The organism is Pseudomonas sp. NPDC087342 (genome assembly GCF_044744265.1).
GTDB lineage: Bacteria > Pseudomonadota > Gammaproteobacteria > Pseudomonadales > Pseudomonadaceae > Aquipseudomonas > Aquipseudomonas nunensis.
The window spans coordinates 88124-108528 of the sequence record NZ_JBIUXZ010000007.1; the positions used below are offsets into that span (position 1 = coordinate 88124).

The window sequence follows — 20405 nt, forward strand, 5'->3', positions numbered from 1 at the left end:
GCGGGCAAGCCTCGCTCCTACAGGTATTTGCGGTGTTTTTGGTTAGAACGCCATCCGCCACTGGCCCATTACGCCGTGATTGCGGCTGTCACTGCCGATCTCGCCGTTGAGGCCAACGCCCACGGTATGGTTGGCCGAAACCCCAAGATCCAGGCCGGCATCTACCAGAAGGCTGTTGCGATCCAGCTCCACGCCGTAAACGTTGTAGTTGCTGCCGCCCGTGACCAGTCGTTGGCGAGTGTGGGTGTAGACGTCGCCATAAGTGTGCTTCCAGCCGGCACTGAAGCGCGGGGTCAGTCGCATCCCGTTATCCAGGGTGTCGACCTTCGCCAGACGCAAGCCAACCGTGCTGTTCATGTTGTTCTGGGTCTGGTCCTGGACCTTCAGCGCCGCAGCTCCACCTTTTTCGGTGTAGCCGTCGCGCTGGTAGCGTTGATAGCCGAGGCTGGCGAACGGTTCGATGCTGATGTTGGCGCGGCCCAGGTTGTAACCCACTTCGGCGAAGGCTTGTTGGGTACTGGCGTCGTAGCTTCCTTTAGGGCGATCGCTGAAACCGGTGAACGCTACCCGGCGTGCTGTGTTGCCGTCGTGGCTGCTGTAAGTCGCGCCGAGACGAAGCGACATCGGACCGTTCTGACGCAATGCATAAGCGCCCAAGTGCCAGCTGTCGAGATTGCCGTCGAATTCTTTACTATCCAGTTGCGTCCGGGATGTGCCGCCCATTAATCCCAGGCGCCATTCCTCGTCGAGGCTCCAATCCGCGCCAATCAGCAGGCCCTTGGTCGAGTGTTGCAGGGGTTCGACGTCACGATCCAGTTTCCCCCCATGCCCAAGCGCTTGCAGCCAGACCCTGCCGTTGTCTTCATTGCCTGCCGCCAGCCGTGGCGCGTTGTTCCGTTCACGCAGGTCGCGGCTGCCCAGTTGGCGCATGGCCGAGAGCATGCTGCCACTGACCGGATCGACACTGCTCAAGGTCGCTTTGGCCAGATTGGCGTTACTGGAACCGGCGAGTTGCTCGAGGGCCAGCGAGGCGGTTTGCTTGTTGGAAGCGAGCAGGGTTTCGATGGCGGCGTTTGTTGTGGTGGGTGGTTTTTGATCGGTGACGGATGCGTTTGCGGTGGTTGAAGGCTTTAGAGCTGCACCGGAGATGTCAGCGATGGGGGATGGTTGTTGCGCATTATCGGAAGCGTCGGCGACTACGACTGGCAGTGGTGCTGTGCCGGAAGTCTCGGCGGCGTCGGAAGTATCCGCGATGGCTAATGGTTCCTGAGCTATGGAGTCAGCGCTAAAGGTTGGCGTCATTTCGGCGATGCCGGAGCTCACGGTTTCAGAAGGTACTTCGGCTTCGGGGATGGGTTGTGGCTCAGTGATATTTTTGGCGAACTCCCGTCCGTTGTCGGAAGTGGCAAGGCTCTCGAAAGGCACATCGTTACGGGTGTAGGTCAGACCAACATTCTTTTTGGTGTACTCGAGCTTGGGGTCCATGAAGGCCAGGTCGTTGAGGACTTCACCAAATTCACCTTCGATCTTTTTAGCTTCAATGAGGGTGTGCTGGCTGCTTTGCGGATAGTCGCCCGGCATCGTGACGATTTTCAGCGTGGAGCCACCGAGGCTGGCAGTGCCACCTACTTTGATCGTTTCTCCTTGGCCATCGGGATTGATCTCGTAGGCCAATACGCCTGTTTTGGACAGGCTCAAGTTGCCTCTGACCGTTGGGGCGCCGTGTAATCTGTTGACGTTGACTTGACCGTTTACGTTCAGGCTGCCGACGGTGCCAGCACCTGCGAAAGTGCCACCTTCTTCGACGTCGACGCCGCCCCTGATTTCGCCATTGTTGAAGAGTTGTCCAACCGCAATCGCTCGACCGAGGATCTTCCCGTTGTTAGTCAGGATGCCGTCGTTCAGCACCGCCACGCCTTCCTTGAAGTCGCTTTTACTGGTCAGCGTCCACGAGCCCTGAGAACTGAAGAGGCCAGCGAAATTTCGTGTGTCTCCCAACTCGCCACCGTCAGAGGCATCAAGATGGATGACGTTCGTGCCTTTGCCACCTTCAGCGCGGTCTTTGAAGCTGCCACCGTTCTTCACGACGATAAGGTCGTCGGCGTCTGTTCCGTTTACAACATTTTCAGGTGAGTCGATTTCTTTGGGAACAGTGCTGTTGTTCTCGACGAACGCTTGAAAAACACCCCGCAGATCACGTTTTGACTCAACCCTCGGCACCTCCTTTGCATCGACGGGAGCAGGTGATTCTGTGTGAGTAGACAGATCTTGAGCGTTGGTAAACTCAGCGCAACCCAGCGCCAGCGCAATCGCCAGCGTGAGGTGTTTGGGTCGGAACGTGTGTTGATCGGACATCGGGTTTGGCCTCTTTTGCAGGGAGGCCAAACTCTAAAAGCCGAAGCAATTTCAGGATGCCGGGCATTTCCGCGTGTCTTGAAAGGCGTGGATCCTTTGCTTGTAGCCGAATCTGCCGTGGGCCTGAAACAGATCCGGTTTCACCGATCATCAACAGTTTTTCCCTACAACAATCCCGGACGCTTCTGTTGGCGAAAACTCAGAAACTCATCTGCCACTGCCCGATCAACCCGTGATTACGACTATTGCTGCCAATCTCACCGCTGTAGGCAACCCCCACGGAATGCCGCGCCGAAATCCCCAGGTCCAGCCCGGCCTCAAGCACCATGCTGTCGCGATCCAGCGAACTGCCATCGACACTGAACGCCGTGCCACCGGCCACAAAGGCCTGGCGCGTCGAGCTGCTGACATCGCCATACGTGTGCTTCCAGCCAGCGCTGATACGCGGAGTCAGGCTCATGCCGTTATCGAGGGTGCTGAGGTGCGCCAGGCGAACGCCGAAGGTGCTGCTGAAGTTGTCCTGGGTTTGTTCCTCGACCTGCAACGCAGCGGCGCCGCCCTTTTCCTGGTAGCTGTCGCGGTGGTAACGCTGGTAGCCGAGGTTGGCGAAGGGTTCAGCGCTGAGGCGGCCGCTGCCCATGGCATAACCCAGTTCAGCGAAGGCTTGCTGGCTGTCGGCGTCGTAATCGCCTTTTGGCCGATCACTGAAACCGTTGAACGCGACGGTGCGTTTGCTTTCACCCTGATGGCCGCTGTAGGCCGCGCCGAGACGCAACGCGAACGGGCCGCTTTGACGCAGGGCGTAGATCCCGGCGTGCCAGCTCTCGACATTGCCATCGACGCCCGTGGCATCCAGATCGGTTTTCGAATAACCGCCGAGCACACCCAGGCGCCATTGCGGGTTGAGCGCCCAGTCGGCACCCAGCACGCTGCCCTTGGTGCGTTGTTCCAGGCCGCTGTTGCCGTGTTCGCCGTCGAGTTTTCCGTAGCCGCCGATGGCTTGCAGCCACAGACGACCTTGCGCATTCGGATCGTTGAGGTTGCGTGCTTCCGCCGGTACGCCGGTGGACGCGAGGACCGGCGTATCCCGTTGATCGAGGCCTACCAACAAGCCTGAACTGCCGCCCATGTGTTGCATCGCTGCAAGCATGCTGCCGCCAATCTGGCTGCTCGCGCTAAGGGTGGCGCTGGTCAGGTTGGCGTTGCTCGCGCCGGCCAGTTGTTCGATGGCCGCGCCTGCCGTGGCGGTGGTGGTGTTGAGCAGCGCGTTGTAGAGCGCGTTGTTTTTGCCGATCGAGGCCAGGCTGTTGGCGGCGTTGCTGCCGTTGCCGGTGGCGGCGAATTCGTTGAAGGCGATGTCGTTGCGGGTGTAGGTCAGATCGACCTGGGTCGGCGTGTACGCGAGGGTCGGCGTGAGGAACGCGTAATCGCTGGTGACCTTGCCGAAGGTGCCATTGACGCTCGCGGCTTGCAGCACGGTGTAATGGCTTTGCCACGGATAGGTGCCGCTGCCGGGGTTCACCGCCAGGGTCGCGCCATTCAGGTTGGCGGTGCCGCCGACTATCACTGGCGCGCTGCTGCCATCGGCATTCACGCCATAGGCCAGGGCGGCGCCGCTACCAAAGGTCAAATCGTGAACGACAGTCGCGGTGCCCAGTTGCGTGTTGGTTTGCAGCGTACCGTTGACCAACAGATTGCCCACCGAACCACCGCCGGCATACACGCCGCCCTGATCCACGGTCAGCGAACCGGCAATGCCGCCCTGGTTGAGCAGCGTCGCACCATTGCGCACCGCGCCGCCGTCGCTGAAATCGCCGCTGCCGGTCAGCGTCCAGGCACCTTGCTTGACCTCCAGCCATTCGAAATTGCGACTGGCGCCGAAACTTCCGCCCGCCACATCGTCCATCACCACCCGGTCATAACCGCTGCCACCATCGACCACGCCGACGAAGCGGCTGCCGTTGCGCAAGGTCAGGTTGTCGTCGCCGCCGCCGAGGTCCAGCGCCAGACCGTTGCTGCCGCTGATGGTGCCGCCGTTGATCACGCTGTCGGCGAACTCACCGACGAATTTCACGCCGAACCCGTCTAGGCCCTGGATGGTGCCGAAGTTTTCCAGCGCAGTCGCCGCCACACCGGAACCGCCGCTGCCGTCGTCCACCAGGATTGCACTGTTGGCGCCGCTGATCAGCGCACCTTTGGCGTTCAAGATTGTGCCGCCGCCCAACGCGATGCCTTCACTGCCGTTGGCGAAACCACCCTTGTCCACACCGCCCGCGCCGATGCCCTGGATGGTGCCGTAGTTTTCAATGTGGGCGATGTTGTCGATGTCCACGCCATCGCCGTCACCGTTGGGTTGCAGCCCCGAGTAGGCGCCGGTGATCGTGCCGTGGTTGATCACGGTGCCGTCACCATCGGAGCCGAAGCCCGAACCGTTGCGGCCGGTGATCTGCCCGTAGTTGACCAGCGTGGCGCCGAGGTCGGTGGTGATGCCGTGGCGTCCGCCCGAGATGGTGCCGTAGTTGGTCACCGTCACGCCGGTCGCGGTATCAATGTCGATGCCATCGAATTTCTCGTCGACGCTGTGAGAATCGCCCGTCGAAATCTCGCCGTAGTTGGTGATCGTCGCATTTGCGCCGGTCTTCATGCCGTCGCTGGCGTCACCGCGAATCAGCCCGCCCGCGCGGTTGATGATGGTGGTTTTGACGCCGTCGCTGCGCAAGGCATCCAGGTCCAGCCCCTGGCCGGTGGTGGAGCGAATGATGCCGCTGTTATCGATCAGCAAACTGCCGCTGGCGAAGTTGCTGTCGATGCGCAACGCGTCGTTGAACCCGAGAACCTGCCCGCCGCTGCGGTTATAGATGCTGTAGTTGCGCGCCTTGGTCAGATCGCCGCTGCTGTCGATCGCCCGGCCACCGGTGGAAACGATCTTGCCCGAGTTATCGATCACTACACCGACGCCGCTGGTGCTGTCCTTCAGGCTCACGGTCTTGCCGCTGTTGGTGATGCTGCCCGGCACCGAGATCGTCAACGTGTCGCTACCGCCGAGTGTTTGCGCGGCGGTGGTGGCGGTATCAATCTGCACGTTTTTGGCGTGGGCGGTGGTGGTGCTGATCAGCAGCGCAATGGTCAGGGCGAGACGCTGGGGCGAGAAGGGCATGGGTGGACAGCCTTATTGTTATAAGCGGGCCGTCTTGTATAGCGGAGGGTTTTTACAGAATGATGTCGTTGGTTAAGTGCAATCTTTTGCAGATATTTCGGAGTTCGACGCATCTATGCGCAATTTAATGCGTATCTGGACAATGTAGGCGCTGCCGAAGGCTGCGATCTTTTGATCCTGGGGCCGCTTCGCGGCCCAACGGGAGCAAGTTCCCTCGGCACAGGTTTCGCGTTTGCTCGGAAGGTTCAGCTACGGCTCAAATACGCCTTGCCGTAATGCCGTTCCATCCGCGCCTGAATCAGCTCCAGCCCAATCGACATCACCCAATAAATAATCGCAGCCGTCGTCAGCATCTCGATGTAGCGATAGCTCGAGCGCCCATACGATTGCGCCAGAAACATCACTTCCCAAACCCCCATCACCGAGATCAGCGACGAGTCCTTGAGCATGGAGATGAATTGGTTGGTGGTCGGCGGGATGATGGTGCGCATGGCCTGGGGCAGGGTGACGCGCCAGAAGATTACGGTTTCGCGCATGCCCAGCGCCAACGAGGCTTCGCGTTGGCCGTGGGGGACGCCGAGGATGCCGGCGCGGAAGATTTCGCTCAGGTAAGCGCCGTAGTTCAGTGACAGGGCGATGATCCCGGCGGCGATGGCGCCCGGTACGACACCGAGTTGCGGCAGGCCGAGGTAGATCAGCAGGATCTGGATCAGCAGCGGCGTGCCACGAAAGAACGACGCGTAGAAACTCGCAATGCCGAACGCGACGGCGCTTTTCGACAGTCGTCCCAGTGCGGTGATAAAGCCCAGCAGCGATGAGGCGACGATTGAGCAGGCGCAGAGAAACAATGTCAGCGCCGCGCCTTGCAGGAAGCCGTTGGGCGCCAGGTGCAGGCCGACGAGGTTGGGCAGTTTGTCGAGGATGATCGAGAACTTCAGGTCGAAGCTCAGGAAGAAACTGGCGAACAAGCCGAACATCGCCGCCCAGGTCAGGTACAGCCGTGTGCGGAATCCGAAGATCCGTTGCAGTCGTGACTCAGCCACCGGTTGCGGTGGCTGGGGAGGTGTCGGGAAAGAAGTCATTGGCTGATGTCGGCGCCGATCCATTTTTGCGAGAGCTTGGTCAACGTGCCGTCCTGTTTCAGCTGGGCGAAGACTTCACGGACTTTGCTGTCCCACTGCGCGTCACCCTTTTCGATGGCCACCGAGTTCGGCTCCGAGTACAGCGGATCACCGGCCAGTTTGAAGCGTTTGTCCTCGTTCAGGCGCGGTTGCGCGGTCACCAGGTTGGTGAGAATCGCGTCCAGTCGAACACCGGCGCCGAGGCCCAGGTCCTGGAACGCCACGTTATCGGTGTCATACGGAGCGATCTGCACGTCCTCGAACGGGTACTGCAACTGCGTGTCTTCGGCGCCCTCGATCACCAGGTTTTTGTTCAGGTAACTTTCGTAGCTGGAGGCGCTGGTGAGGCCGACTTTTTTGCCGCTCAGGTCCTTGGCACTGTGGATGCGGTCATCCTTGGCGTTGACCACGATCACGGCGGGCGAGGCGTAGTACTCAACCGGGAAGTCGAAGACTTCAGCGCGAGCCTTGCTCGGGGTCATGGAGCAGATGCAGATGTCGTAACGACCGCTCCAGCGGCCAGCGGCAATCACGTCCCATGACGGGGTTTCGAGACGCAGTTTGACGCCGAGTTTCTCGGCCACGGCTTTGGCCACATCGACGTCGAAGCCGTCGAGTTGGTTCTGGTCATTGAGGAACGAGAACGGTGGATAACTTTCCATCAGCACGCCCACCAGTTCTTTCTTTTGCTCGACGCGATCCAGCGTGGCGCCGCCAAAGGCTTGGGTGGAGGCAGCCAAAATCGTCAGGCCCAGGGCCAGTAGCGGTTGGAATTTCACAGGCGATCCCTGATAAAAAAGAGGTTGTTATTAACCAGATGTTACGTATTAAATAGTTATAAGAACGACTCTGATAGTGAGTTATTTTCATAAGCTTATGAGTGAAAAGCATATGGGCGCAGGAAGCACAGTAATTCTGGACGGCGGCATGGGCCGTGAGCTGCAGCGCCGAGGGGCACCGTTCAGACAGCCCGAGTGGTCGGCGCTGGCCTTGAGTGAGGCGCCGCAAGCGGTCGAGGCGGTGCACGCGGCTTATATCGAAAGCGGTGCAAACGTTATCACCAGCAACAGTTATGCGGTGGTGCCGTTTCATATTGGCGAGGAGCGTTTTGCCGCCGAGGGCCAGGCCCTGGCCGCACTGGCCGGTGAACTGGCGCGGCGCGCGGTGGACGCGGCTGGCAAACCGGTACGCGTGGCCGGCTCGTTGCCGCCGCTGTTTGGCTCCTACCGACCGGACCTGTTTGACGCTGCGCGGGTGACAGAATTACTGACGCCACTGGTGAAAGGCCTCGCGCCCCACGTTGACCTGTGGCTGGCGGAAACCCAGAGCTCAATCGTCGAGGCGCGGGCGATCCACGCCGGTCTGCCGAAGGATGGCAAACCGTTCTGGCTGTCGTTTACCTTGAAGGATGAAGACACCGACGACGTGCCGCGTCTGCGTTCTGGTGAGCCGGTGGCTGAAGCGGCGGCAGTGGCGGCTGAGTTGGGTGTCGAGACATTGCTGTTCAACTGCAGCCAGCCGGAAGTGATCGGCGCGGCCATCGATGCGGCGCGGGAAACGTTCGAGCGTTTGGGTGTGAATATTCACATCGGCGCGTATGCGAATGCCTTCCCGCCGCAACCGAAAGAAGCCACGGCCAACGACGGGCTCGACCCGTTGCGCGAGGATCTGGACCCGCCGGGTTACCTGCACTGGGCGGCGGATTGGCAGCAGCGTGGGGCCAGCCATTTGGGCGGGTGCTGCGGGATCGGGCCGGAGCATATTGCGGTTTTAGCCCAGAAATTGGCGTGAGGCTATTCGCGGGCAAGCCTCGCTCCTACAGGTTTTGGGTTGTCCGCAAGATAGGGATCAACGCATCACCCTGTAGGAGCGAGGCTTGCCCGCGAAGGCGTCCGTCCAGACGCTAAATATTTACCCGCGGCACTCAACCAGGGTTTTCACCTGCCCCGAATCCGTCTGATTCTCATCAGAAAGCCACCGCTCAAACCCAGCCCCAATCGCCGGCCATTCCGAATCCAGAATCGAATACCACGCCGTATCGCGGTTCTGTCCCTTCACAACCATGTGCTGGCGGAACACCCCTTCAAAACTGAAACCCAACCGCTCGGCCGCATATTTGGAGCGGGCATTACCGTTGTTGCACTTCCACTCCAGACGCCGGTAACCCATGGCGAACGATTCTTTGGCCAGCAGGTAAACCGCTTCGGTACTTTTCGGCGAACGCTGCATCGGTGCGCCGAAAGTCACGTGGCCAATTTCGATACGACCCTGGGCCGGGACGATCGACATCAGGCTGAGGATGCCCTGCACATCACCGCTGGCGCGATCGATCACCGCGAAGAAATACGGGTCGCTATTGGCCGCGTGGTTGTTCAGCCAATCGTTGAACACGCTGCGCTCCGGGAACGGGCCGTAAGGCAAGTAATCCCAGAGTTTCGGGTCGGCACCCGGGCCTTGCAGGGCTTTGAACAGGCCTTCGGCGTGCCGCGCCGGGTCGAGTTTTTCCAGGCGAATAAAGCGCCCTTCGATCAGTTGAACCGTGGGGGCCGGGGCGCCTTTCCAGTCCGCGAGTGAGGTCGACATTGTTGTTCTCCTTGAACCTTAAAGGGCTTTGCGAAACTGGATGAAACCGGGGCGTTCGGCGATGCGCTCGTAGAGCTGGATCGCGGTGGCGTTGGTTTCGTGGGTCAGCCAGTGAACCTTGCAGCAACCGTCTGCCTTGGCCGTGGCGTAGACGAACTCGATCAGCTTGCGACCGATGCCAGTGCCACGGGTTTGCGGCTCTACCAGCAAGTCTTGCAGGTAACAGGAGTTTTCGATGCTCCAGTTCGAGCGATGGTAGATGAAGTTGACCATGCCCACCGCTTTGCCATCGGCCCAGGCCAGGGCCGAGTGGGTTGGCTCGTTCGGGTCGAGCATGCGCAGCCAGGTGCTTTGGCTCACGGCTTCGGGCAATTCGGTGTTGTAGAAGCGCAGGTAGGCTTGCCACAACGGCAACCATGCGGCGTGGTCGTCGGCGCTGACCTGGCGAATCTCGATCTGACTCATGTTCATTCCTTAACGCATCAAGTGGGCGAGTGCCTGGTCCTGCGCATCGGGGCTGGCGGCCAGCCCTTCGCGCACACCGGCGATGTCTGCTGCGCTGCGGTTCTGGCTCAACTTGCGTTTGCCTTGCAGGCGCTCGATCGGCAGGGCAAAACCGACGATGGCCCGGAGCATGCCGTCGATGTAGTCAGCCGGGGCGTCAGCGACTTTCCATGGCTGAGTACGATCCGCTTCGTGGCGATCAGTGAGGGCGCTGACCAGATTGCGCAGGCGATCAGCGTCGGTGAACACTTCAGCCACGCCATAAGCGTGAACGGCGACGTAGTTCCAGGTCGGCACGACTTTGCCGTGCTCGGCTTTGGCCGGGTAAAAACCAGGGCTCACGTACGCGTCGGCACCGGCAAAAATCACCAGCGCCTCGGCGCCGTTTTGCAGCTCCTTCCATTGCGGATTGGCCTTGGCCAAGTGTCCGTAAAGGGTGCCATTGGGGCCTTGTTCGGCATCCAGCAGCAACGGAATATGGCTGGCTTGCAGGCCTTGCTCGCCATGGGTGACCAGCATGGCGAGGCGGGTAGCGAGTATTTGCTGATGCAAGTCCTGCAAATCGTCGATGGCAAAGCTGCTTGGCGTGTACATGGAAATTTCCCTTGGCGAATGGCTTCATCCTAGGCAGGCTATTGGTCTGTTGTAAGAGCCATTCAAGACCAATTTCATAGGTCCATTGTGATGAAGGATGCGCCGCTTTCCTTGTCTTTCAATCCGGCCGGCATCGAACTTGATCCGCGCCAGGGGTTGAGTCGTCAGCTCTATCAGGCGTTGCGAGTGCGCGTGCTCGACGGCCGACTGGCGAGTGGCACGCGATTGCCGGCCAGTCGCGACTTGGCGGCGGCGCTGTCGATTTCCCGAAACAGCGTGGTCCGCGCCTACGATCAGCTGTATGCCGAAGGCTTTATCGAAGGGCGGGTGGGCGACGGCACTTATGTCGCGCAATTGCCGCAAACCGCGATACCGACGAAAAAACTATCCACAAAAGTATCCACAGGGTTGTCAACAGGGTTACCCACAGCCTTATCCACAAATTGGCTGGATTTACCTGTGATTCCATCCAGTAAAGTTATCCACAGTGGCGCGTTGGAACGGGTTGAAAAGAACCATTTGGCCCTGCCGCCGAGTGGTCCGCCGAAGGCTTTTCGGGTGGGTGTGCCGGCTTTCGATCTGTTCCCGTTCGAGGTGTGGGCCAAGCTGAACGCGGCTTTCTGGCGCAAACCGGATTTGCAGCAGCTGTGTTACGGCGATCCGGCAGGTGATGAAAGGTTGCGCGGGATGATTGCCGCGTATTTGCGCAGTTCTCGCGGCATGCAGTGCACGGCTGAGCAAATTGTGATCACCAGTGGCGCGCAGCAGGCAATTAGCCTTTGTGCACAGCTGCTGGTGGAGCCGGGCGATGGGGTGGCGATCGAGAATCCGGGCTATCGCGCGGCGGGTCATGCGTTCGCCGTGGCCGGGGGCAAATTGCACGGCGTATCGGTGGACAGCGAGGGCATCAATTGCGCCGAGCTGGAAGGGCTGGAGGATTGCCGACTGGCCTATGTCACACCGTCTCATCAGTACCCGACCGGGGTGATCATGAGCCTGGCCCGGCGCCTGGAATTGTTGGCGTGGGCCGAGCGCACCCAAGGCTGGATCGTCGAAGACGACTACGACGGTGAGTACCGTTACAGCGGCGCGCCATTGGCACCGTTGGCGGCGCTGGATCGGCAGGGGCGGGTGTTGTATGTCGGGACGTTTGGCAAAGTGGCGTTTCCGGCGTTGCGCCTGGGTTATCTGGTATTGCCGCCAGGTCTGGTGGATGCGTTTTCCCGTCGGCGTGCGGTGGATGTGCGCCATTCGGAAGTCAGCACTCAGGCCGTGATGGCCGAGTTCATCGCCGCCGGGCATTTTCAGCGACATATTCGGCGTATGCGTCGTGCGGCACTGAGTCGGCGCAATACGTTGCTGGCCGGTTGGCCGAAGGACATTCCCGGCGTGGGCAACCTGCCCAGTGTGGCGGCGGGGCTGCATTTGACGGTGTCGGTGGAGAGCGTGGCCCGCGAGTCTGAACTGGTGGCGCAAGCGGAAGCGGCGGGGGTTGAGATCAATGCGTTGAGCGGTTATTGGCTGCCGGATTCGACCCGGCCAGCGGATCAGCGTGCGGGGTTGGTGCTGGGGTTTGCTGCGGTGCCGGAGGCCGACATCGAGTCGGCGTTGGTGCGCCTGCGTTCTGCGTGGTGTCGCTGATCAGTCGGTAACCGCAATCCATGTGGGAGCGAGCTTGCTCGCGATAGCGGCATCACATTCAACATTGATGCTGACTGTTATGACGCCATCGCGAGCAAGCTCGCTCCCACAGGTTCTGTGGGTTAGCTGACGGGCATCAAGTCCCCGACTTGATCTTGGTCCACGCCCGGGTCCGCGCCCGTTCGGCATCTCGCGGCAACGGTTGCAGGGTGTAGAGCGTGCTCATCGCTGACTCGGTCGGGTACAGGTTCGGGTTGTTGCGGATCGCCGGGTCGACCAGTTCCGTGGCGTCCTTGTTCGGGTTCGGGTAGCCGACGAAGTCGCTGACTGGCGCAATTACCTGAGGTTGCAGCAGGTAGTTGATGAAGGTGTAGGCGTCTTCCGTGTTCTTCGCGCCTTTGGGAATCGCGAGCATGTCGAACCAGATCGGCGCGCCTTCTTTCGGCAGGCGCATATCCACGACCACGCCATTCTTGGCTTCTTTGGCGCGGTTGGCAGCCTGGGAGAAGCTGCCGGAATAGCCGACCGCGACGCAGATGTCGCCGTTGGCGATGTCGGCCATGTACTTGGACGAGTGGAAATACGTGACGTACGGCCGGATCTTCATCAGCAGCGCTTCAGCCTTGTCGTAGTCCGCAGGCTTTTTGCTGTTTGGGTCCAGACCGAGGTGTTGCAGGGCCAGCGGCAAGATCTCCGACGGCGAGTCGAGCAGGGCGACGCCGCACTGCTTGAGCTTGCTGATGTTCTCTTCCTTGAAAATCAGGTCCCAGCTGTCCACCGGCGCATCGGCGCCCAGAGCAGCCTTGACCTTGTCCGGGTTGAAGCCGATCAGGATGGTGCCGTACATGTACGGCACGGCGAATTTGTTGCCCGGGTCGTTGGCTTCGATCAGCTTCATCAGCTTGGGATCGAGGTGATTCCAGTTCGGCAGCTTGCTGCGGTCCAGGGGCTGGAACACGCCGGCTTCGATCTGCTTGGCGAGGAACACGTTGGACGGCACCACCACGTCGTAGCCTGAGTTGCCGGTCAACAACTTGGCTTCCAGCGCTTCGTTGGTGTCGAAAATGTCGTAGACCAGTTTGGTCTGGGTGTTCTGGGCCTTGAAGTCTTCGAGGGCTTTGGGGGTGATGTAGTCGAACCAGTTGTAGACGCGCAACGTTCGGTCTTCGGCGTGAACGGCACCGCTAAGTACCGTCGCGCATAGCGCTGGAGCGATAAAACGCTTGAGTCTGTTCATTCTTCTAATTCCTCATTGGGCGCTTTCAAAACCTTCGAGAACGTTCACGGCGTTGATGCCGATTTCTTCTACCGCGTAACCGCCTTCCATCACGAACAGCGTCGGCTTGCCGAGCTTCGCGATGCGCTCGCCCATGGCCAGGTAATCCGGGCTGTCGAGCTTGAATTGGGAGATGGGGTCGTCCTTGAAGGTATCGACGCCCAGGGACACGACGATGATGTCGGCGCCGTACTTCTCGATCTCTTTACATGCCTGATCCAGCGCTGCGCTCCAGGTGTCCCAGCCCGAGCCGGCGGGCAAAGGGTAGTTGAAGTTGAAGCCTTCACCGGCGCCTTCACCCAGCTCATCTTCGTAGCCAAGGAAGAACGGGAATTCCGCTTCCGGGTGGCCGTGGATCGAGGTGAACAGCACGTCGCTGCGTTCGTAGAAAATCGATTGGGTGCCGTTGCCGTGGTGGTAATCGACGTCGAGGATCGCGACCTTTTTGTGGCCCTGGTCGAGGAACGCCTGGGCGGCGATGGCGGCGTTGTTGAGGTAGCAATAACCGCCCATCAAATCACTGGCGGCGTGGTGTCCCGGTGGACGGCACAGCGCGAAGGCACTGCGGGCGCCGCGCTGGATGGCGGCTTGGGCAGTCAACGCCACTTGCGCCGCGCTGTACGCTGCTTGCCAGGTGCCGGCGGTGATCGGCGCGCCGCCGTCGAAGCTGTAATAGCCGAGCTGGCCGTGCAGGCTGGTGGGTTTGATCCGGCGCAGAGTCCGCGCCGGCCAGGTGTAGGGCAGCAAGTCGCCGTCGGTATTGAACTCGGTCCAGCGTGCCCAGGCACCTTTGAAGAAGTCGAGATAGTCGTGGTCGTGAATGCGCTGGATCGGCTCCAGGCCGAAATCCTGCGGGGCTTCCACCGGGCCGAGGTCGCGGTTTTTTACGCGCTGTAGAACATGGTCGGCGCGCGAAGGCATTTCGAAGCAGGGCATCAATTGCCCGTCCATCAATTCACAACGACCGTGGTGCAGGTGGTGATCGTCCGAGTAGATCGTCAGCATTTTCTTGTTCTCCGCAGGCTGATTCGGTTGAACACAGTCTTGCGGGGCGAGGCGTTTGAGAGAACGGCAGGAAAGGCCAAAAGGGGATCGATATGGCCAAAACATTTGACCGAAATTCGCCCCTTATTGGCGCGGGAGTGCTCTCGAATGACGCAGAACCCGTAGGAGCGAGGCTTGCCCGCGAAGCTTTTAGCGTTCTCAAGGACGCCTTCGCGGGCAAGCCTCGCTCCTACAGGGATTTGATTCCTGTGTCGATGTGCTTAAGGGCGGAACTGGCTCGGCGCCACGCCGCTCCAGCGTACGAACGCATGCCGGAAACTTGCGGTTTCGCTGAACCCCAGCGCTTCGGCGATTTGATAGATCGGTAGCTGATCCTCGCAAAGCATCTGCTTGGCCTGCTCGAACCGCAGTTCATCCAGCAGCTCTTGATAGCTGCAGCCCAAGTCCTTGAGATGCCGGCGCAAGGTGCGCGGCGAACACTTCATCTGCTCGGCCAGCCCCTCCAGCCCCGGCGCCGCATGCAACTGCACGCTGAGCAACTGGCGAATCCGCCCGAGCCACGCCTGGCGGCCGGTGAACTCGGTGTTCTGCTTGCGGCAGCGTTCGGCCATCGCCTGATGGGTGATCACATCGGCCAGTGGCAAGGGTTGTTCCAGCCATTGTCGGTCGAAGGCAAACGCGTTGTCCCGCGCCTCGAAGTTCAGCGGGCAGGCAAAGTGTTCGGCGTAGGTCGCCTGGTAATCCGGCGCCGAATGTTCAAACCGTGCAGCCAGCAGCGGCAGTGGATGGCCGAGCAGGTCGTCGCAGATGACTTTCAGCGAGACCAGGCAGAACTCGGCATTGAACACCGCCAGCGCCGGGTTCTCCCGGTAATCGGCGGCGACGAACCAGATGCGTTCGCCATCGTCTTCCAGGCTCAGCTCGAAAAGTGTTCCCAGCAGCGCCGGATAACGTATCGCCAGGCGCAAAGCGTCACCGAAGGTGGCACTGGTGAGCAGCGCATAACCGAGCATGCCGTAGGACGAAACATGCATCCGTCGACCCAGCTCCAGGCCGATATCACGCTTGAGCGCGACCGCATTGGCGCAGACCTGCATCTCTTGATTGGTGGTGATACGCGTGTCCGCCCGGCTCAGATCCGCCGCGCTGATGCCACTTCCCGCGAGCAGCGCTTCGCTGGACAGGCCTTCAGCCTTGAAGGTGTTGAGCACCAGGGAGACGGCGTTGAGAGTGGTGAGGTGGGAGTGGAGCATGCTCGCGTCCGTTCATGAAGTCTGCTTGAAGGCAGCAAGTTGTATGCCGCTGCTGCTGGTGCTGGCTTGCCGACAAAAGCCGATTGGTGCAACCTGCCTGCCATTCACCCTCCGGGTGGTGTCGCAAACAACCATAAAGGATTAGGTATGACATTCACTCCCTCGCGCCACATTATCCTGGCCTCCAGCTTGTTGCTCAGCTCGCTGTGCTTTGCCGAGGGCGAGCCGGCCAACGACAGCAGTATCAAGGACTCGGCCAAGGCAGCGGTCTCTTCGGCGATTTCGGCCGGCAAAAACCTGTTGGGCGGGGTCAGTGAAGGGGTGCTTGACGGGCGTCAGTCGGCCCAAGGCGTTGACGGTGCTTCGATCATTTCCTCGCGTGAGCAAATGAAGGACCGCATCGATGTTCAGGTGTTGAAGACCGAGGCCGTCGGCGACACCTTCAATGTCACGCTGGGCTTCAAGAACAGCAGCGACAGCCAATTGCGCCTGATCAACCTCAAGCAGGCCGGCGCTTTGCTGGCGATCGATCAGGACGGGTATGCCAACGGGCTGACAGCCAGCCTGGAAAACCCGGATGACGTTACCGTGCCGCCGAAAGCCGCGGTGCGGCAGAAATTCATTTTTGAAGGGCCGATCGAGACGTCCACCACGGTACGGGTGTGGGGCCAGGATTATCAGGTCAAGAAGTAATCTTCGCGGCCAGCCGGCTCCTGCGACATCTCGGGAGCCGGCGGCAGGCGATGGATCAGCTCAATTCACCACACAGATCCAGCTCGACCAGGCGCCGTACTTCGGCGTTTTCCAGACCTGCGCCCAGCAATGCATGCAACTTGCCGAACGCCGCTTCACGGGTCATGCCGCCACCCGACAGCACGCCAACACCACGCAAGCGACTGCCGGCCTCGTACACATCCAGCTCGACGCCACCTTCATGGCATTGAGTGACCGCGACAACCACAACACCCTTGTCCCGCGCCCGCTCAAGGCTGGCGAGAAACTCAGGATTGTCGCTCGGCCCGGTGCCGCTGCCGTAGCACTCCAGCACCAAACCCTGAATGCCGCTGTCTAGCAGGCCGTTCAGGACTTCGGCGCCAATGCCGGGGAACAGCGGCAGCACGGCGACTTTCGCCAGTTGCTTGGGCTGGTTGTAGGTCAACGGCGCTGGCAGCGAAGTCGCCTTCACACCGCCGCCCTGACGCTCAAGTCGCTTGAATGGATGACGACCGAAGCTGCGCACTTTCGCGCAATGGGTCGGGTCCAGCAGTTCGCCGTGGAAGTACAGATGCACGCCCGGCGCCAAGCCATGGCCGAGGGCGACCAGCGCGCCGCTGAGGTTTTCCCAGGCATCGCTGTCGGTCACGCCGGCCGGCAGCATCGAGCCGGTGAAGCAGACGCGGGCATGCAGGCCGAGCAACTGGAAGCTCATGGCCGCCGCGCTGTACGCCAGAGTGTCGGTGCCGTGCAGGATCAGCACGCTGTCGCAACCCTGGACATCCACGGCATCGACCACCGCTTCACGCAGTTGCTGCCAGTAGGCCGGGGTCATGTTGGCGCTGTCGATCAGCGGACTCATCTCGCGAAAGCGCCACTGTGGCACCACGAGTTCAGGCTGGCTGTGCAGGTAGTCGCGCATCCGCGCTTCAAAACCGGACGCCGGGGCCAGGCCATGGGCGCTGGCTTGCATGCCGATGGTGCCGCCGGTGTAGAGCACCATGACGTGCTGGGCGGCAGGATAGGTCGAGGAATTCATGGAGGTTCTCCGGAGAACGACGAGTTCCTGTGGGAGCGGCGGTGCGACGTTTCGACTTGCTCGCGAAAGCGGTGTATCAGTCAACGATGATGTTGAATGTTACGCCCTCTTCGCGAACAAGCCCGCTCCCACAGGGTACTTCGAACTTTAACCGATCAGCGTTGCGCTGCGGGTACGCCTTTAAGCTCAGCTTCGGCCTTGGTGGCGACGGCTGGCGGGTTGGCAGGCCAGGCTTGCAGGTCCAGGTCCAGATCCGGGTACTTGCTCGAATCGAACACCGGAGTCTTGATGCCGGCAGAACGCTGGTCATCGTAGTCACGCAGGATGCGCATGCCGACCTTGAACAGCAGGAACAGCGCGATCAGGTTCACGAACGCCAGCATGGTCATGGTGATGTCGGCGAAAGCGAACACCGTGCCGAGGTTTTCGATGGCACCCCAGAAGATCAGCACCAGTACCAACGCGCGGTAACCGATCAGCGCTGCGCGGTTTTCACCGATCATGAAGCGCAGGTTGCTCTCGCCCAGGTAGTAGTTGTAGAGGATCGAGGTGAACACGAACAACGACAGGGCCACGGAGATGAAACTGCGACCCCAGTCACCGACCACGGCGGCCAGGGAATTCTGGGTCAGGGCAATGCCGTCGCCTTCGAAGCCCGGGGTATAGAAGCCCGAGAGCAGGATCAGCAACGCGGTGCAGGTGCAGATCACAAAGGTGTCGAGGAACACGCTGAACGCCTGAACCACACCCTGAGCAACCGGGTGCTCGACCGAAGCCACTGCGGCTACGTTTGGCGCACTGCCCAGGCCGGCTTCGTTGGCGAACACGCCACGTTTCACGCCCATGACGATGGCGCTGCCGATCAGGCCACCAAAGGCCTGGTCGAGACCGAAAGCACTTTTGACGATGGTCATCAGCATCGCTGGAACGTGGTCGAACTGCAGCACGATCACGTAGATGGTCACGCCGATGTACACCAGGGTTTTCACCGGTACCAGAAGGTCAGCGACCTTGGCGATACGCTTGATGCCACCAATGAACACCAGGCCCAGTAACACGGCCAGCGCCGCGCCAGTGTACGTTGGGTCAAGGTCGAAGGCGTTCTTCAGCGAGTGAGTCACGGCGTGGGATTGCAGGCCGTTGAAGGCGAAGCCGAAGGTGATCAGCAGCAGGAACGCCATGATCATCCCCAACCAGCGTTTCTGCAGGCCGTGCTGGATGTAATAGGACGGGCCGCCACGGTAGGTGCCGTCGGAGTCGCAGCGCTTGTAGAGCTGGCCGAGGGAACATTCGAAGAAGCTGCTGGACATGCCGACCAGCGCGGTCACCCACATCCAGAACACCGCACCTGGCCCGCCAAGGGTCACGGCGATGCCGACACCGGCAATGTTACCTGCACCGACGCGGCCGGCGAGGCTGAGCATCAGGGCCTGGAACGAGCTGAGTTGACCGGCGCTGCTTTTGAGGCTGTCGCGGAATACCGCGAACATGTGGAAGAAGTGGCGCAATTGAACGAAACGCGAGCGGATCGTGAAGTAGCTACCGAGCCCGACAATGAGCACGATCAGTACTTTCCCTGAGAGGAAGTCGTTAATGACTTCGAGCATGGATTATTCCTCGCTGTTTTTTGTTTAAGCAAATGCTGGAGGGGTAGAAACATCGCGTTACACCGGCTTGCGCGTGGCATGACAGGTGAGGCGAAGTTCGTCCCGGTCCATATCGCGGGTTGTTATTAGGTCGGGTTTCGCATGGGTTTGGGCCTCGTTACCGACGACCGCTCACGCGAAGAGGGGCGGCACTATACCTATCAGTGCGTTGCCCGTCTGCACGATTGTGGTGCAAGCGACGGTACGAAGCTTTGAAACACCCGACGTTACCGGCGTCGGGCTTATGTGAAAGCTGTTTCATGTGGGAGTGGGCTTGCTCGCGAATGCGGACTTGGATTCACCATTTCTGGTGACTGACACACCGACTTCGCGAGCAGGCTCGCTCCCACATTTTTCAGCGTTCAAACATTCTGTTGTTGCCGCAAAAGAGTTAAAAAAAAGGGCTTGGAGAACGAATCCCCAAGCCCTCAAAAGGTGAGAGGTGTCTAGTCCCTCGACCTGGTGAGCGTGCAGCGTTCGATCAAGCCTTGAGCGGGACCAGACGCGGAGCAATCATGTTTTCCGGGCGCAGGATGTCGGCGAGCATTTCGTCGTCGAGCAAGCCTTCTTCGCGCACCAGTTCCAGCACGCCGCGGCCGCTTTCGAGGGCGATACGGGCGATGCGGGTGGCGTTTTCATAGCCGATGTACGGGTTCAGCGCGGTGACCAGGCCGATCGAGTGCTCGACCAGTTCGCGGCAGCGCTCTTCGTTGGCGGTGATGCCAACGATGCAATGCTCGCGCAGCATGTCCATGGCGCGTTGCAGCAGGCGGATCGAGTCGAAGATCTTGAACGCGATCAGCGGCTCCATCACGTTCAGTTGCAGTTGGCCGCCTTCGGCTGCGATGGTCAGGGCCAGGTCGTTGCCGATGATCTGGAACGCGACCTGGTTGACCGCTTCCGGGATAACCGGGTTGACCTTGCCGGGCATGATCGAACTGCCTGGCTGACGCGCCGGCAGGTTGATTTCGTTGATGCCAGTGCGTGGGCCGCTGGACAGCAGGCGCAAGTCGTTGCAGATCTTCGACAGCTTGACCGCGGTGCGCTTGAGCATGCCGGAGAACAGCACGAAGGCGCCCATATCGGAAGTGGCTTCGATCAGGTCGGCGGCTGGCACCAGCGGTTGACCGCTGATCAGGGCCAGGCGCTCAACGGCCAGGTGCTGGTAGCGCGGGTCGGCGTTGATGCCGGTGCCGATCGCGGTGCCACCCAGGTTCACTTCAGTCAGCAGTTCCGGGGCCAGCGTCTTCAGACGGGCCAAGTCTTCGCCCAGTGTGGTGGCGAAAGCGCGGAATTCCTGGCCGAGGGTCATCGGCACGGCGTCTTGCAACTGGGTACGGCCCATTTTCAGGACGTGAGCGAATTCCTGACCTTTGGCAGCGAACGCCTGGATCAGGCTGTCGAGGCTGGCCAGCAGCGCGTCGTGGCCCAACAGCAGACCCAGACGGATCGCGGTCGGGTAGGCGTCGTTGGTCGACTGCGCCATGTTCACGTCGTTGTTCGGGTGCAGGTATTGG

16 protein-coding genes are annotated in these 20405 nt (G+C 60.6%); 3 read left to right on the forward strand and 13 right to left on the reverse strand.

What is annotated here, in order from left to right; all coding sequences use genetic code 11:
• Window positions 1–42: 42 nt before the first annotated feature.
• The 4 genes from ACIOYV_RS16940 to ACIOYV_RS16955 all read right to left on the reverse strand — a co-directional run bounded on the left by ACIOYV_RS16940 (window position 43) and on the right by ACIOYV_RS16955 (window position 7412).
• On the reverse strand, window positions 43–2355 hold the full coding sequence (locus ACIOYV_RS16940; protein WP_401325360.1) for an autotransporter domain-containing protein: 2313 nt from the start codon (window positions 2353–2355) through the stop codon (window positions 43–45).
• Between the two features lie 199 nt (window positions 2356–2554).
• Entirely contained in the window at window positions 2555–5512 is a 2958-nt protein-coding gene (locus ACIOYV_RS16945; protein ID WP_401325363.1) for an autotransporter domain-containing protein, read from the reverse strand.
• Window positions 5513–5757: 245 nt separating this feature from the next.
• On the reverse strand, window positions 5758–6594 hold the full coding sequence (locus ACIOYV_RS16950; protein ID WP_054048291.1) for an amino acid ABC transporter permease: 837 nt from the start codon (window positions 6592–6594) through the stop codon (window positions 5758–5760).
• Window positions 6591–7412: an ABC transporter substrate-binding protein gene (locus ACIOYV_RS16955; protein WP_401325365.1), complete on the reverse strand. Its 822-nt coding sequence runs from the start codon at window positions 7410–7412 to the stop codon at window positions 6591–6593. Before ACIOYV_RS16955 ends, ACIOYV_RS16950 begins: the two co-directional genes overlap by 4 nt.
• A 112-nt stretch (window positions 7413–7524) precedes the next feature.
• Here ACIOYV_RS16955 and ACIOYV_RS16960 point away from each other — a divergent pair, with 112 nt between their 5' ends.
• Complete coding sequence (locus ACIOYV_RS16960) at window positions 7525–8424, forward strand: homocysteine S-methyltransferase family protein (protein WP_401325367.1); 900 nt, start codon at window positions 7525–7527, stop codon at window positions 8422–8424.
• A gap of 120 nt (window positions 8425–8544) precedes the next feature.
• On the opposite strand, the gene ACIOYV_RS16965 is transcribed toward ACIOYV_RS16960, so the two are convergent.
• From ACIOYV_RS16965 to ACIOYV_RS16975, 3 genes are read right to left on the reverse strand one after another with little or no spacing between them, the layout of a single operon-like run.
• On the reverse strand, window positions 8545–9216 hold the full coding sequence (locus ACIOYV_RS16965) for a GNAT family N-acetyltransferase (RefSeq protein WP_401325370.1): 672 nt from the start codon (window positions 9214–9216) through the stop codon (window positions 8545–8547).
• 18 nt (window positions 9217–9234) lie between these two features.
• The gene (locus ACIOYV_RS16970) at window positions 9235–9681 is read right to left on the reverse strand and encodes a GNAT family N-acetyltransferase (protein ID WP_401325373.1); all 447 of its coding nucleotides are present in this window, start codon (window positions 9679–9681) and stop codon (window positions 9235–9237) included.
• Between the two features lie 9 nt (window positions 9682–9690).
• Window positions 9691–10314 (reverse strand): FMN-binding negative transcriptional regulator, encoded by a 624-nt coding sequence (locus tag ACIOYV_RS16975; RefSeq protein ID WP_290023012.1) that lies wholly within the window; start codon window positions 10312–10314, stop codon window positions 9691–9693.
• Window positions 10315–10404: 90 nt separating this feature from the next.
• Here ACIOYV_RS16975 and ACIOYV_RS16980 point away from each other — a divergent pair, with 90 nt between their 5' ends.
• Window positions 10405–11955 carry a PLP-dependent aminotransferase family protein gene (locus tag ACIOYV_RS16980; RefSeq protein ID WP_401325376.1) on the forward strand — a complete coding sequence of 517 codons (1551 nt, stop codon included), beginning with the start codon at window positions 10405–10407 and terminating at the stop codon, window positions 11953–11955.
• A 136-nt stretch (window positions 11956–12091) separates the two neighbouring features.
• On the opposite strand, the gene ACIOYV_RS16985 is transcribed toward ACIOYV_RS16980, so the two are convergent.
• From ACIOYV_RS16985 to ACIOYV_RS16995, 3 genes are all read right to left on the reverse strand, one after another.
• Complete coding sequence (locus ACIOYV_RS16985; RefSeq protein WP_054617076.1) at window positions 12092–13192, reverse strand: polyamine ABC transporter substrate-binding protein; 1101 nt, start codon at window positions 13190–13192, stop codon at window positions 12092–12094.
• Between the two features lie 12 nt (window positions 13193–13204).
• Window positions 13205–14236, reverse strand: coding sequence for a histone deacetylase family protein (locus ACIOYV_RS16990; protein WP_401325379.1), 1032 nt, complete (start codon window positions 14234–14236; stop codon window positions 13205–13207).
• Between the two features lie 260 nt (window positions 14237–14496).
• Complete coding sequence (locus tag ACIOYV_RS16995) at window positions 14497–15489, reverse strand: AraC family transcriptional regulator (RefSeq protein WP_401325381.1); 993 nt, start codon at window positions 15487–15489, stop codon at window positions 14497–14499.
• A gap of 147 nt (window positions 15490–15636) precedes the next feature.
• Here ACIOYV_RS16995 and ACIOYV_RS17000 point away from each other — a divergent pair, with 147 nt between their 5' ends.
• Complete coding sequence (locus ACIOYV_RS17000) at window positions 15637–16182, forward strand: hypothetical protein (RefSeq protein ID WP_265041926.1); 546 nt, start codon at window positions 15637–15639, stop codon at window positions 16180–16182.
• Window positions 16183–16237: 55 nt separating this feature from the next.
• Here ACIOYV_RS17000 and ACIOYV_RS17005 read toward each other — a convergent pair whose 3' ends face one another.
• From ACIOYV_RS17005 to ACIOYV_RS17015, 3 genes are all read right to left on the reverse strand, one after another.
• Complete coding sequence (locus ACIOYV_RS17005; RefSeq protein WP_163910602.1) at window positions 16238–17242, reverse strand: asparaginase; 1005 nt, start codon at window positions 17240–17242, stop codon at window positions 16238–16240.
• Window positions 17243–17397: 155 nt separating this feature from the next.
• Window positions 17398–18849, reverse strand: a complete 1452-nt coding sequence (locus tag ACIOYV_RS17010) for an alanine/glycine:cation symporter family protein (RefSeq protein ID WP_401325384.1) — start codon at window positions 18847–18849, stop codon at window positions 17398–17400.
• Between the two features lie 520 nt (window positions 18850–19369).
• Window positions 19370–20405: aspartate ammonia-lyase (locus tag ACIOYV_RS17015; RefSeq protein WP_401325387.1), on the reverse strand; the 1036-nt coding region annotated here is incomplete at its 5' end.